The sequence below is a fragment of the Duganella sp. Root336D2 genome (assembly GCF_001425005.1).
Lineage (GTDB): Bacteria > Pseudomonadota > Gammaproteobacteria > Burkholderiales > Burkholderiaceae_D > Rugamonas.
On the sequence record NZ_LMDB01000036.1, the window covers coordinates 295,697 to 307,932 of the forward strand.

At 61.3% G+C, this 12,236-nt stretch carries 11 protein-coding genes and 6 tRNA genes; 15 read left to right on the top strand and 2 right to left on the bottom strand.

All coding sequences use genetic code 11. The features are described from left to right. Window positions 1-7 precede the first annotated feature (7 nt). Complete coding sequence (locus ASD07_RS23920) at window positions 8-322, top strand: hypothetical protein (RefSeq protein ID WP_055936138.1); 315 nt, start codon at window positions 8-10, stop codon at window positions 320-322. Window positions 323-516: 194 nt separating this feature from the next. On the opposite strand, the gene ASD07_RS23925 is transcribed toward ASD07_RS23920, so the two are convergent. Both ASD07_RS23925 and metG read right to left on the bottom strand, forming a co-directional pair. After that, entirely contained in the window at window positions 517-996 is a 480-nt protein-coding gene (locus tag ASD07_RS23925) for a GNAT family N-acetyltransferase (protein WP_055936140.1), read from the bottom strand. Between the two features lie 2 nt (window positions 997-998). Next, complete coding sequence (metG, locus tag ASD07_RS23930) at window positions 999-3,152, bottom strand: methionine--tRNA ligase (protein WP_055936143.1); 2,154 nt, start codon at window positions 3,150-3,152, stop codon at window positions 999-1,001. Window positions 3,153-3,234: 82 nt separating this feature from the next. Here metG and apbC point away from each other — a divergent pair, with 82 nt between their 5' ends. From apbC to ASD07_RS24000, 14 genes are all read left to right on the top strand, one after another. Further along, a complete protein-coding gene (gene apbC, locus ASD07_RS23935) occupies window positions 3,235-4,317 on the top strand; it encodes an iron-sulfur cluster carrier protein ApbC (protein ID WP_055936146.1) in 1,083 nt (360 codons plus the stop codon). Next, entirely contained in the window at window positions 4,317-5,396 is a 1,080-nt protein-coding gene (locus ASD07_RS23940; RefSeq protein WP_055936148.1) for a hypothetical protein, read from the top strand. Before apbC ends, ASD07_RS23940 begins: the two co-directional genes overlap by 1 nt. A gap of 10 nt (window positions 5,397-5,406) precedes the next feature. Further along, complete coding sequence (locus ASD07_RS23945; protein WP_055936151.1) at window positions 5,407-5,793, top strand: DUF4399 domain-containing protein; 387 nt, start codon at window positions 5,407-5,409, stop codon at window positions 5,791-5,793. 110 nt (window positions 5,794-5,903) lie between these two features. Then, window positions 5,904-7,298, top strand: coding sequence for a glutamate--tRNA ligase (gltX, locus tag ASD07_RS23950; RefSeq protein WP_055936154.1), 1,395 nt, complete (start codon window positions 5,904-5,906; stop codon window positions 7,296-7,298). Window positions 7,299-7,373: 75 nt separating this feature from the next. Then, a tRNA-Ala gene (locus ASD07_RS23955) sits at window positions 7,374-7,449 on the top strand. A gap of 35 nt (window positions 7,450-7,484) precedes the next feature. Next, window positions 7,485-7,560, top strand: a tRNA-Glu gene (locus tag ASD07_RS23960). 26 nt (window positions 7,561-7,586) lie between these two features. Then, window positions 7,587-7,662, top strand: a tRNA-Ala gene (locus tag ASD07_RS23965). Between the two features lie 38 nt (window positions 7,663-7,700). Beyond that, window positions 7,701-7,776, top strand: a tRNA-Glu gene (locus ASD07_RS23970). A 25-nt stretch (window positions 7,777-7,801) separates the two neighbouring features. Then, a tRNA-Ala gene (locus ASD07_RS23975) sits at window positions 7,802-7,877 on the top strand. Window positions 7,878-7,907: 30 nt separating this feature from the next. Next, window positions 7,908-7,983, top strand: a tRNA-Glu gene (locus ASD07_RS23980). A 113-nt stretch (window positions 7,984-8,096) separates the two neighbouring features. Continuing rightward, complete coding sequence (locus tag ASD07_RS23985; protein WP_055936156.1) at window positions 8,097-8,600, top strand: hypothetical protein; 504 nt, start codon at window positions 8,097-8,099, stop codon at window positions 8,598-8,600. 80 nt (window positions 8,601-8,680) lie between these two features. Next, window positions 8,681-9,778 carry a cytochrome c oxidase subunit II gene (locus ASD07_RS23990; RefSeq protein ID WP_055936159.1) on the top strand — a complete coding sequence of 366 codons (1,098 nt, stop codon included), beginning with the start codon at window positions 8,681-8,683 and terminating at the stop codon, window positions 9,776-9,778. A gap of 11 nt (window positions 9,779-9,789) precedes the next feature. Continuing rightward, on the top strand, window positions 9,790-11,604 hold the full coding sequence (gene ctaD / locus ASD07_RS23995) for a cytochrome c oxidase subunit I (protein WP_055936162.1): 1,815 nt from the start codon (window positions 9,790-9,792) through the stop codon (window positions 11,602-11,604). Continuing rightward, window positions 11,601-12,236 (top strand): cytochrome c oxidase subunit 3, encoded by a 636-nt coding sequence (locus tag ASD07_RS24000; RefSeq protein ID WP_156398161.1) that lies wholly within the window; start codon window positions 11,601-11,603, stop codon window positions 12,234-12,236. The genes ctaD and ASD07_RS24000 overlap by 4 nt, the downstream gene beginning before the upstream one ends.

The following is a 12,236-nucleotide window of genomic DNA, read 5'->3' on the forward strand; positions in this document are numbered from 1 at the left end:
TTTCGGCATGAATGGTTTTCTTTGTGCCTTATTGATGGTCGTTGGCGGGACGATCTCGTGCTTCCTGCCGATCGGCCTGGTTTTACGGGGCACGCTCCCCGCGGCGGTTGCCGCGCTTGGATTCCTTGCCTACGAACCGGTGCGCGAGGAGGCTGTACGCGTGGAAGCGAATGGCCGCACCATTGCACCCAGCTCGATGCGTATCGAGTGTTCAGGCAGGTCCGGCAAGGTACACTACACGTTCAGTGTGGATGGGGTGGAGTACCAGGGCACTGCTACGCAGCGTCGTTGCCCCGCATCCTCAGTGATGTATCACATTTGACGGTAACCTATCAGGCCGACAATCCTGCAGTTTTTACAACGCTGCCAGATGCGCCGGTTTCGCGCGAAGAACAGGAAGTTTCTCTTGTTGTTCTATTTCCCGTTTACGCTTTTCAGCCTTGCCGCATGGGGCAGCGTTGACGAAGCCAGAAGCCGCGCCAGGAAGGGCGCGGCGGAAGGCGGCGTCAGTGCCCGCTAATGCCGGAGATGGCGCCGCATCACCAGCGGGGCCGGCTCAAGCGGATTGGCGTGCGAGTATTCGAGTTCTTCGGCAAGGGTGAATTCGTAGGCGGTGTAGAAGTCGATCAGCTTGGGCTGGTCGCTGCGCACGGCGAGGCGCAGTTCTTCGATGCCAGCTGCAAGGGCGTGGTGGATCACGGCTTCCAGCAGGTGCTGCGAGAGGTTGGTGCCGCGGTAGCCGGCCACTACGCCCATGCGCAGGATTTCCCACACATCGGGCTCCGCGTCGAGCGGCAGCCAGCGCACGGAGCCGATCGGCGTATCCCCATCGAGCAAAATAAAACCGCCGCCGTCGCGCAGGTGTTCGGCGACGTAGACGGCGGTTTCACGGTGCCCGCTGGAGGTGACGCTGACCTTGCCGGCCCACGCTTTGCGCGTGAGCTCGGCGATCAGGGGCGCATCTTCAGCGGTCGCTTCGCGAACTATTATGTCCATGCTTAACGGACGCGCATGCCCGGCTCGGCACCCGGCCACGGATTCAGCACGTAGATGCCTGGATTGGCTTTTTCATCCTTGGCGGATGCGGCCAGTACCATGCCTTCCGACACGCCGAACTTCATCTTGCGCGGCGCCAGGTTGGCGACCATCACGGTCAGTTTGCCGACCAGGTCTTCCGGCTTGTACATCGACTTGATGCCGGAGAAGACGTTGCGGTAGCGGCCTTCGCCCACGTCCAGCGTCAGGCGCAGCAGCTTGCCGGCGCCTTCCACGTGTTCGCAGTTGACGATCCTGGCGATGCGCAGGTCGATCTTGCTGAAATCATCAATCGAAATCTCGGGAGCCAGTTCTTCGATGTCGCCTGCGGCGGGGGCCTCAAGCGCCGGCGCTGCTTCGGCAGCAACGGCAGCTGGTGCTGGAGCCGCTGCGGCTTGCTGTGCAGGTGCATCAAACAGGTCTTCGATCATCTTTGCATCGACGCGGGTCATCAGGTGGCTGTAAGCGCCGATAGTACGGCCCAGCATTGGCTCCCATGCTGCGCCGGATGCGACCGAGGTATCAGCCCAGGTGTAGGCGGCGTCGTTCAGGAAGGTGCGCACGTTGGCGGCAACGCCCGGCAGCACTGGCGACAGCAGGATGGTCAACTGGCGGAACAGGATCAGGGCAGCGGTGCAGACGTCGTGCAGTTCGGCCACCTTGGTTTCGTCCTTGGCCAGGATCCACGGCTTGTTCTCGTCGACGAAGCGGTTGGCCACGTCGGCAATTTCCATGATCTCACGCAGGGCTTTGCCGAATTCGCGCGATTCGAAGTTGGCGCCGATGGAGGCCTGGCGTTCGCTGCCGTCTTCTGCCAGCAGCGCCTTCCTGATCCATTCCTGCGAAGAGGCGGACAGGGAAGGAGCCAGCTTGCCGTCGAATTTCTTGGCGATAAAGCCTGCGCAACGGGATGCGATGTTGACGAACTTGCCGATCAGGTCCGAGTTCACGCGCGCCACGAAGTCGTCGCCGGTGAAGTCGAGGTCTTCGACGCGGGAGTTCAGCTTGTAGGCCAGGTAGTAGCGCAGCCACTCCGGATTCATGCCCAGGTTCAGGTAGCGCAGCGGCGAAATGCCGGTGCCGCGCGACTTGGACATCTTCTCGTTGTTCACGGTCAGGTGGCCGTGCACCGCAACCTTCATGCGGTCGATGGTCGGGTGCTTGGCGAATTGCAGCATCGCCGGCCAGAACAGCAGGTGGAAGGAGACGATGTCCTTGCCGATGAAGTGGATCTGCTCCGTACCTGGATCGGCCAGCAGCGCGTCGTAGTCGAGGCCTTTTTTGCCGCAGTAGTTTTTCAGCGAAGCCAGGTAGCCGACCGGCGCGTCCAGCCAGACGTAGAAGTACTTGTTCGGCGCGTCAGGGATTGGGATGCCGAAGTAGGGCGCATCGCGCGAAATATCCCAGTCGGCCAGCTTTTCGCCGGCTTCACCCAGCCACTCGGATACCTTGTTCACCATTTCCGGCTGCAAACGGCCAGGGGTGTTCAGCCAGTCGCGCAGGAACTCGAAGCAGCGCGGGTCGGACAGCTTGAAGAAGTACTGTTCCGAAGGCTTCAGGATCGGGGTGGCGTTGGTAAACACCGAATACGGGTTAACCAGGTCGGTCGGCTGGTAGGCCGCGCCGCACACTTCGCAGTTGTCGCCGTATTGGTCCTTGGCGTGGCACTTCGGGCACTCGCCCTTGATATTGCGGTCGGCCAGGAACATGCCTTTGACCGGGTCGAAGAAACGGTCAACGGTCTTGGTCTGGATCAGGCCAGCATCGCGCAGCTTGCGGTAGATGCCCTGCGACAGTTCCACGTTTTCCGGCGAATCGGTGGAATACCAGTTGTCGAACGCGATGTGGAAGCCGTCCAGGTACTGCGGACGGCCGGCGGCGATCTTGGCCACGAATTCCTGCGGGGTGATGCCTTCCTTTTCAGCGGCGATCATGATCGGGGTGCCGTGGGTGTCGTCGGCGCCCACGAAGTGCACCTCGCGCAAACCGTCGCCTTCGGCCTGCATTCGCTGGAAACGGACCCAGATATCGGCCTGGATGTACTCCATCATGTGGCCGATGTGGAAGGCAGCGTTTGCGTATGGCAGGGCAGTGGTGACGAACAGCTTGCGAGTCATAATTGATGCGCTTTTAAGGTGGATAAAAAGAGCATTTTACCAGTGGATGCGCTAGACTGCGCCATCACCAATGGAGAATTGCATGAGTATCACTGTAGATGACGTCAAATCAGCACTGTCCAAAGTAATTGACCCTGATACCAATAAGGACTATGTCTCCTCCAAATCGGTTCGCAACCTGAAGGTCGAAAGCGGCGAAATCAGCCTGGATATCGAGCTGGGTTACCCGGCCAAGTCGCAAATCGAATCGATCCGCACCAACGTGCTGGCTGCCCTGCAGCCGCTGGGCGCCAAGGTCAACCTGAGTATCGCCAGCAAGATCATTTCGCACTCCGTGCAGCGCGGCTTGAAGCTGATGCCGAACGTGAAGAATATCATCGCCGTTGCCTCGGGCAAGGGCGGCGTGGGCAAATCCACGACTGCCGTCAACTTGGCGCTGGCGCTGGCCGCCGAAGGCGCCTCCGTGGGCGTGCTGGATGCCGATATCTACGGCCCGTCGCAGCCGATGATGCTGGGCGTTTCCGGCCGTCCGACCACGTCCGACGGCAAGACCATGGACCCGATGGAAGGCCATGGCATCCAGGTTTCATCGATCGGATTCCTGATCGACCCGGACGAGCCGATGGTATGGCGCGGCCCGATGGTCACCCAGGCCCTGCAGCAGCTGCTGGAGCAGACCAACTGGCGCGACCTCGATTACCTGATTGTCGACATGCCGCCCGGTACCGGCGACATCCAACTGACACTGTCGCAGAAGGTGCCGGTGACCGGCGCCGTGATCGTGACCACGCCGCAGGATATCGCGCTGCTGGACGCACGCAAGGGCCTGAAGATGTTCGAGAAGGTCGGCATCCCGATCCTGGGCGTAGTGGAAAACATGAGCACCCATATCTGCTCGAACTGCGGCCATGTCGAAGAAATCTTCGGCCACGGCGGCGGCGAGAAAATGTGCGCCGACTTCGGCGTCGACTTCCTTGGCGCGCTGCCTTTAAAGCTGGCGATCCGCGAGCAGGCCGATTCCGGCAAACCGACCGTTGTCGCTGAGCCGGATGGCGCGGAAGCTGCCATCTACAAAGCGATTGCGCGCAAAGTGGCAGTGAAGGTGGCCGAGAAGGCCAAGGATTTGAGCAGCAAGTTCCCGAGCATCGTCATCAAGCACGACTGATGCGCAGCGCCTTCCCACGCGCGGCCTTTGCCGCACTGGCCGGCCTCGCCGCGTTGGCGGGCTGCTCAGCGTTGCCTCCGTCCCCTGCGAACGTCAGGTCAACGTGGGTGCCGCAGCAGCACGCAGCTAGCGCGGAATTGCGCGGGCTGTCCGTCCTGAGCGACAAAGTCGCGTGGGCCAGCGGCGCCAAGGGTACTGTGCTGCGCACCGTCGATGGCGAGCATTGGACTTTGCTGGCAGTGCCTGGCGCCGAAGCGTTCGACTTCCGCGACATTGAGGCATTTGATGCCAATACGGCCATCGTGATGGGCGCCGGCCCAGGTGCCGCGTCGCGCATGTACCGTACGCGTGATGGCGGCGCCACCTGGCAACTGCTGGTCGTCAACAAGGACGCAGAAGGCTTCTGGGACGCGATGGCATTCTGGGATGCCCGCAACGGCATCGTTTTCGGCGATCCAGTAGGCGGCGCCTTCCAGGTCCTGCTGACGAACGATGGCGGCGAGAGCTGGCAGCCGGCAAATGATCCGCAAGGCCTGGCCGCGCTGCCGCAGGAAGGTGCCTTTGCAGCCAGTGGCACGTGCCTGAGCGCGGGCGTGGATGGCAATGCATGGTTCGTCACCGGCGGAGCGGCGCAATCGCGCGTCTTCCGCTCGGCTGACCGTGGACGCAGCTGGCAGTCGACAGCCTTGCCCATTCCCGCTGCTGCAGCAAGCAAGGGCGCTTTCTCGGTAGGTTTTGCCGGCCGAGGGCCGGGACTGGTTTCGGGCGGCGACTATAAAGAGCCTGCGCTGGGCACCCTGAACGGGGCAGTGAGCAGTGATGGCGGCGCACGCTGGTCGCCAGCGCAGATCCTGCCGGCCGGCTTCATGTCGGCGGTGGTGCCAGTGCCAGGGGCAAGCAACACCTTTGTCGCCGTCGGCCTGGCTGGCTCCGGCTACACCCGCGATGGCGGCAAAAGCTGGACAATTATCGAAAAGGAAACGAAACTGAACGCCGTTGGCTTTTCAGCTTCCGGCGCCGGATGGGCGGTCGGACCGAAGGGCTTGATCGTCAAATACGTTGGACCCCCTCTAAGATAAGGAGACAGACATGCAGAAAATCCTGGCGGCACTCGCAATGGCCCTGGTTGCCGGCACTGCGGCAGCGCAATCGGTGGACTTTACTGAGCCCAAGAGCGGCGCAGTCGTTAGCAGCCCGTTCAAGGTCAAATTCGCCGTCACCGGCATGGAAGTGAAGCCCGCCGGCTCGATGGACAGCAACACCGGCCACCACCACTTGATCATCAACGGCGACAGCATGAAGGTCGGCGAATCGATTCCCTTCGATGAAACCCACCTGCACTTCGGCAAAGGCCAGACCGAAACCGACGTCACCCTGCCGCCAGGCACTTACAAGCTGACCATGCAGTTCGCCAATGGCGCCCACCAAAGCTACGGCCCCGGCCTGTCGAAATCCATCACCGTCACTGTTAAGTAAAAAGTCGGGGTCAGGTCCGGCAATCGGACATTTTGTCCGATTGCCGGACCTGACCCCGACTTTCATTACGGTAGAATTACGCCTTTATATTTTTTCGCTTTCCATTCGAGATGACTCAAGTCCGTACCCGTTTCGCACCTAGCCCGACCGGTTTCCTGCACGTCGGCGGCGCGCGCACTGCGCTGTATTCCTGGGCCTTCGCCCGCCACTTCGGCGGCACCTTCGTGCTGCGTATCGAGGATACCGACCTGGAACGTTCGACCCCGGAAGCCGTGCAAGCCATCCTGGATGGCATGCAGTGGCTCGGCCTGGACCACGACGAAGGCCCGTTCTACCAGATGCAGCGCATGGACCGCTACCGCGAAGTCGTGGCGCAGATGCTGGCCGCCGGCACCGCCTACCATTGCTACTCGTCGCCGGAAGAGGTGCAGGCGATGCGCGACAAGGCGGCGGCGGCAGGCGAGAAGCCGCGCTACGACGGTACCTGGCGTCCGGAAGAGGGCAAGACCCTGCCGGCAATCCCGGCCGACCGCAAGCCGGTGGTGCGCTTCAAGAACCCGCTGGACGGCGACGTGACCTGGACCGACGTGGTCAAGGGGCCGATCACCATTGCCAATAAGGAGCTGGATGACCTGGTCATCGCGCGCCCCGACGGCACCCCGACCTACAACTTCTGCGTGGCAGTCGACGACTGGGACATGAAGATCACCCACGTGCTGCGCGGCGACGACCACGTGAACAACACCCCGCGCCAGATCAACATCCTGCGCGCGATCGGCGCCGAGCTGCCGCAATACGGCCACCTGCCGATGATCCTCGGTTCCGATGGCGCCAAGCTGTCCAAGCGCCATGGCGCCGTGAGCGTGATGGAATATCCGGCCCAGGGCTACCTGCCGGAAGCCATGCTGAACTACCTGGCCCGCCTGGGCTGGTCGCACGGCGACGACGAACTGTTCTCGATGGAGCAGTTCTGCCAGTGGTTCAACCTGGAGAGCCTGACCGCTTCGCCAGCCCAGTTCAACTACGACAAGCTGGCATGGGTCAACAACCACTGGATCAAGCAGTGCGACAACGCCCGCCTGGCTGAACTGGTCACGCCTAAATTGCTGGCCGAAGGTGGCAGCCTGGACGGCGCGCCTGAACTGCCGCTGGTGCTGGCCCTGCTGAAGGACCGCAGCAACACCATCAACGAGCTGGCCGAAGCCGCAATGCTGTTCTACCGCGCGCCAAATCCGGATGCTGCCTTGATGACCCAGCATTACACCGATGCCGTGAAGCCAGCCGTAGCGGACTTCGCTGCCCGCATTGCTACCGTCGAGTGGACCAAGGAAGCCATCGCCGCCATGATCAAGGAAGTGCTGGCGGCGCACGGCCTGAAAATGCCTCAGCTGGCCATGCCGCTGCGCCTGATGGTGGCCGGCCAGCTGCAGACGCCTGCGATCGATGCAGTGCTGCAATTGTTTGGACGCGACACTGTGGCAGCCCGCCTGTCGAAGTTCGCGTAAATAATTTCGACAATCTTGCAAATTAGCATTTGCAATTCAAAGAAGGGCTGCTATACTTCTGTCTCCTTGCAAAACGGGGGTATAGCTCAGCTGGGAGAGCGCTTGCATGGCATGCAAGAGGTCAGCGGTTCGATCCCGCTTACCTCCACCAGTTTTGCGAAGGAAAAGCAGTAAAGTTAGTCCAGGGTCCCCATCGTCTAGAGGCCTAGGACATCACCCTTTCACGGTGAGTACCGGGGTTCGAATCCCCGTGGGGACGCCAAGAGCAGTAACAATCTGTGCCAGCATGGGGGTATAGCTCAGCTGGGAGAGCGCTTGCATGGCATGCAAGAGGTCAGCGGTTCGATCCCGCTTACCTCCACCAACGCGGCAGAGATTGAGTAGTAACGGAAAGTCCATATGGTCCCCATCGTCTAGAGGCCTAGGACATCACCCTTTCACGGTGAGTACCGGGGTTCGAATCCCCGTGGGGACGCCAGCTTTTCGCATTATGTTGTGCCCAGGGGGGTATAGCTCAGCTGGGAGAGCGCTTGCATGGCATGCAAGAGGTCAGCGGTTCGATCCCGCTTACCTCCACCAACAAGGCACAACGTAGCAATAGTCCAACAGGTCCCCATCGTCTAGAGGCCTAGGACATCACCCTTTCACGGTGAGTACCGGGGTTCGAATCCCCGTGGGGACGCCATAATTCTTCTTACTTCCATTTAAGCCTGCCTAAAAAACGTGCAAGCTTAACTCCTTTGCATCTTCGGTGTTTGCGTACTAATATGAGTTACGAACCCTGCACAGGAGGAAGTCATGGAACTTCGCGTGTTGCAATCGCATCGCTGGGTGGCGCGCCAGGCTGACTGGACGGCCGCAGCCATCGCCGGTTTCGGTGCCGGCGGTATCCTGATGTTAATGGAGTTGATGTGGGCCACCGTGCAAGGCGGTGACCGATGGCTGACAACCCGGATGGTAGCGGCGATGGTCATGGGCTGGGAGGTGCTGCAAAGCTCCGGCTACGACCTGGCAGTCGTGATTGCAGCGCTGGCAGTGCACTATATCCTCGGTATTACCTTCGCCATGATGCTGGCGGCAATCATCGCACCGTTCCAGCTTGATTCGAGCACGGGCCTGGTGGCGCTGACCGGTGCCGCGTTCGGCGTGCTGCTGTATGTGCTGAATTTCTACGGCATGTCCGGCGCCTTCACCTGGTTCGCCGATTTGCGAGGATGGACAACCTTTGGCGCCCATGTCGTCTTCGGCGCCTGCTGCGCAGTGTTCTACCGCATGCTGGAGAGGCCGGAAAAACACGAGTGAATAAGCCTTAGCATTGCGCCCCGCCATTGAGCGGGGCGTAGCCGTGTGTAGTTTCCCCATAACTAACCGGGCTTATCATTATGGCGTTGGCAATCTCCCTCATCCTGATTGTTCTTGGCGCGATTATTTTTCACTGGCTCAGCCCATGGTGGCTGACTCCCATAGCCTCCAACTGGCAGGCGATGGACGATGCTTTGATGATCACACTCGTGATCTGCGCCGCCCTCTTCATCATCATTCACCTGTTTGTCGCCTACGCCGTGGTCAAGTTCCGCCATCGCGAGGGCCATCGTGCCGCGGCGGAATCGCATAACCGCAAGCTGGAATGGTGGCTGATCGGGGCCACCTCGCTCGGTATCGTGGCGATGCTGGCACCGGGCTTGAACGTTTATGCCAAGCTGATTTCCCCGCCGGCAAACGCCAGCGTGTTTGAGGTCATGGGCAAGCAGTGGGATTGGCATTTCCGCCTGCCGGGCAAGGACGGCAAGCTTGGCGCGACGGACGTGCGCTTCATTAATGCCACCAATCCTTTCGGCATCAATCCGCAGGACCCGGCCGGGCAGGACGATGTGCTGGTCGACGGTAGTGAAATCCATATCCCGCTTGACCAGCCGGTGAAAGTGCTGTTGCGTGCGCAGGATGTGCTGCACGATTTCTACGTGCCGCAGTTCCGCACCCGCATGAATATGGTGCCGGGCCTGGTGACCCAGTTCTGGCTCACGCCGACGCAAACCGGGCGCTTCGAAGTGCTGTGCGCGCAGCTGTGCGGAGTGGGGCACTCGAATATGCGCAGTGCCGTGGTGGTCGAGGAGCAGGCAGTCTACGAAGCCTGGCTGGCCAAGCAGCCAACTTTCAGCGGCCATGGCGCGGTGGGTGGTGTCGGCGGACCTGCGGAGCCGGGCAAGCAGGGCAGGTTGATCGCGCAGTCGAAAGGCTGCGTGGCGTGCCATAGCGTTGACGGCGCACCGGGCGTCGGCCCGAGCTGGAAAGGTTTGTTTGGCAAGCAGGAGGCGCTGGAAGGCGGCACCACCGTGGCGGTGGATGAGGCCTACCTGAAGCAATCCATCAACGACCCCAAGGCCAAAGTGGTCAAGGGCTTCCCTAACATCATGCCGCCCAACCAGCTGAGCGATGAGGAAATGGCGGCAATGATCGACTACATCAAGACGGTACGCTGAGGAGACCTCGCATGTCTTATGGTGAACAGCACGGCCACGACCACGATGATGGGCACGACCACGCGCCGACCAGCTTCTGGACCAAATATGTCTGGAGCCAGGACCACAAGGTGATCGCGATCCAGTACACGCTGACGGCGCTCTTCATCGGCACGGTCGGCCTGATCCTGTCGGACCTGATGCGGCTGCAGCTTGGCTTCCCCGGAAAATTCCAGTTCATCGACCCGAACAGCTATTACCAGTTCATCACGATGCACGGCATGATCATGGTGGTGTACCTGCTGACGGCATTGTTCCTCGGCGGCTTCGGCAATTACCTGATTCCCCTGATGGTCGGGGCGCGCGACATGGTGTTCCCGTTCCTGAACATGCTCTCTTACTGGTTCTACCTGTTGGCGGTTGTGGTGCTGTGCGTGAGCTTCTTCGTGCCCGGCGGGCCGACCGGCGCGGGCTGGACGCTGTATCCACCGCAAGCGATCTTGCCGGGCACGCCGGGCGTTGAGTGGGGCATTATCGTCATGCTGGTTTCGCTGGCGATCTTCATCGTCGCGGCTACCATGGGCGGCTTGAACTATGTGACCACGGTGCTGCAGGCGCGTACGCGCGGCATGACCCTGATGCGCATGCCGCTGTCGGTGTGGGGCATTTACGTGGCCACCATCCTGGCGCTGCTGGCATTCCCGGCACTGTTCGTCAGCGCGGTGATGATGTTGTTCGATAAGACGCTGCACACCAGCTTCTTCATGCCGGCCCTGGTGTCGATGGGCCAGCAGCTTGACTACAAGGGCGGCAGCCCGCTGCTGTTCCAGCACCTGTTCTGGTTCTTCGGCCACCCGGAGGTGTACATCGTCGCCTTGCCGGCCTTCGGCGTGATCTCCGATCTGATCAGCGTACACGCCCGCAAGTGCATCTTCGGCTACCGCATGATGGTGTGGGCCATCGTGATCATCGGCGCCTTGAGTTTCGTGGTGTGGGCGCACCATATGTACGTCAGCGGCATGCATCCTTGGTTCGGCTTCTTCTTCGCCACCACGACCCTGATCATTGCCGTGCCGACTGCGCTGAAAGTCTATAACTGGACCCTGACCCTGTGGCGCGGCGACATCCATTTGACGGTGCCGATGCTGTTTGCATTGGGCTTTATCAGCACCTTCCTGATTGGCGGGCTGACTGGCCTGTTCCTTGGTAACGTCAGCGTAGATATCCCGCTGTCGAATACCTACTTCGTGGTGGCGCACTTCCATATGGTGATGGGCGTGTCGCCGGTGCTGGCGGTGTTCGGCGGGCTGTATCACTGGTACCCGAAAGTGACCGGCCGAATGTACAGCGAAACGCTGGGGCAGGCGCACTTCTGGATCACCTTCATCGGCGCCTATGCGATCTTCTTCCCGATGCATTACCTCGGCATCCTCGGCATGCCGCGCCGTTATTACGCTTACGAGAATTACGCCTTCATCCCCGAATCGGCGCATACGCTGAATGCCTTTATCTCGGTGGTGGCGCTGATTGTCGGCGTGGCGCAATTGCTGTTCCTGTTCAACCTGGCGTGGAGTGCGCGCAAGGGCGCGGTCGCGGGCGGGAATCCGTGGCGCGCGGCCAGCCTTGAGTGGTACACCCCGCAAACCCCGCCCGAACACGGCAACTGGGGGCCTGAGCTGCCATCCGTGCACCGCGGGGCCTATGAATATGGTGTCGACGGCCCTGGCGCTGGCGGCGATTACATCCCGCAGAATGCAGGGCCGGAGTACGGCCCGGATCCGCATGCCCCGCCGCCGCATCCCAAGGCGCGCATGACCCATCATGATCCGGTGGAGGTGCCGAAATGAGCGCCGATGCTGCGTTGAGGGCTGGCGGCAGGATTCCCGGACTACCCGGCGGCGATGGCGGCCAACGCAATCCGCAGGATGCGCGCCGCATCGGATTGTGGGTCTTCATGGCGGTGGTCACCACCCTGTTTGGACTGTTCGGCGTAGCGTACATGATGCGCGCCGCCTATGAGGACTGGCGCCCCATCGCTTACGTGCCATGGCAGCTTTACGGAAGCACCGGGCTGCTGGTGCTGTGCAGCCTGAGCTGGGAATTGGCGCGGCGCCATGTCGCTGCCGGCCGGCGCGAGGCAGCGCGCAGCGCTTCGATTGGCGCGTTGCTGCTGTCGGCCGTGTTTGTGCTGTGCCAGTTCAACGCCTGGCAGGCGATGATGGCCGCTGACTACGGCGTGGCTGCGAATCCTGCCAACAGCTTCTTTTACCTGATCACCGGCCTGCATGCGCTGCACGTGATGGGCGGCATGGTGGCGGGCGCGTTCGCCGTGCGCAGGGCAGGGCAGGCGATCGGCCTGTGCGCACGGTACTGGCATTTCCTGTTTGTCCTCTGGCTGGCGGTGTTTGCCTTGCTCTACCTGGTGACGCCGGAACTGGTCAGGGCCTTCTGCACAACGATAGGCATTCCAGTGAGGTGA

What these genes read in the sequence shown, in the direction of transcription:
- ASD07_RS23920 (WP_055936138.1), top strand. Translation starts at nt 8, where the DNA reads ATGAATGGTTTTCTTTGTGCCTTATTGATGGTCGTTGGCGGGACGATC.
- ASD07_RS23925 (WP_055936140.1), bottom strand. Translation starts at nt 996, where the DNA reads ATGGACATAATAGTTCGCGAAGCGACCGCTGAAGATGCGCCCCTGATC.
- metG (WP_055936143.1), bottom strand. Translation starts at nt 3,152, where the DNA reads ATGACTCGCAAGCTGTTCGTCACCACTGCCCTGCCATACGCAAACGCT.
- apbC (WP_055936146.1), top strand. Translation starts at nt 3,235, where the DNA reads ATGAGTATCACTGTAGATGACGTCAAATCAGCACTGTCCAAAGTAATT.
- ASD07_RS23940 (WP_055936148.1), top strand. Translation starts at nt 4,317, where the DNA reads ATGCGCAGCGCCTTCCCACGCGCGGCCTTTGCCGCACTGGCCGGCCTC.
- ASD07_RS23945 (WP_055936151.1), top strand. Translation starts at nt 5,407, where the DNA reads ATGCAGAAAATCCTGGCGGCACTCGCAATGGCCCTGGTTGCCGGCACT.
- gltX (WP_055936154.1), top strand. Translation starts at nt 5,904, where the DNA reads ATGACTCAAGTCCGTACCCGTTTCGCACCTAGCCCGACCGGTTTCCTG.
- ASD07_RS23985 (WP_055936156.1), top strand. Translation starts at nt 8,097, where the DNA reads ATGGAACTTCGCGTGTTGCAATCGCATCGCTGGGTGGCGCGCCAGGCT.
- ASD07_RS23990 (WP_055936159.1), top strand. Translation starts at nt 8,681, where the DNA reads ATGGCGTTGGCAATCTCCCTCATCCTGATTGTTCTTGGCGCGATTATT.
- ctaD (WP_055936162.1), top strand. Translation starts at nt 9,790, where the DNA reads ATGTCTTATGGTGAACAGCACGGCCACGACCACGATGATGGGCACGAC.
- ASD07_RS24000 (WP_156398161.1), top strand. Translation starts at nt 11,601, where the DNA reads ATGAGCGCCGATGCTGCGTTGAGGGCTGGCGGCAGGATTCCCGGACTA.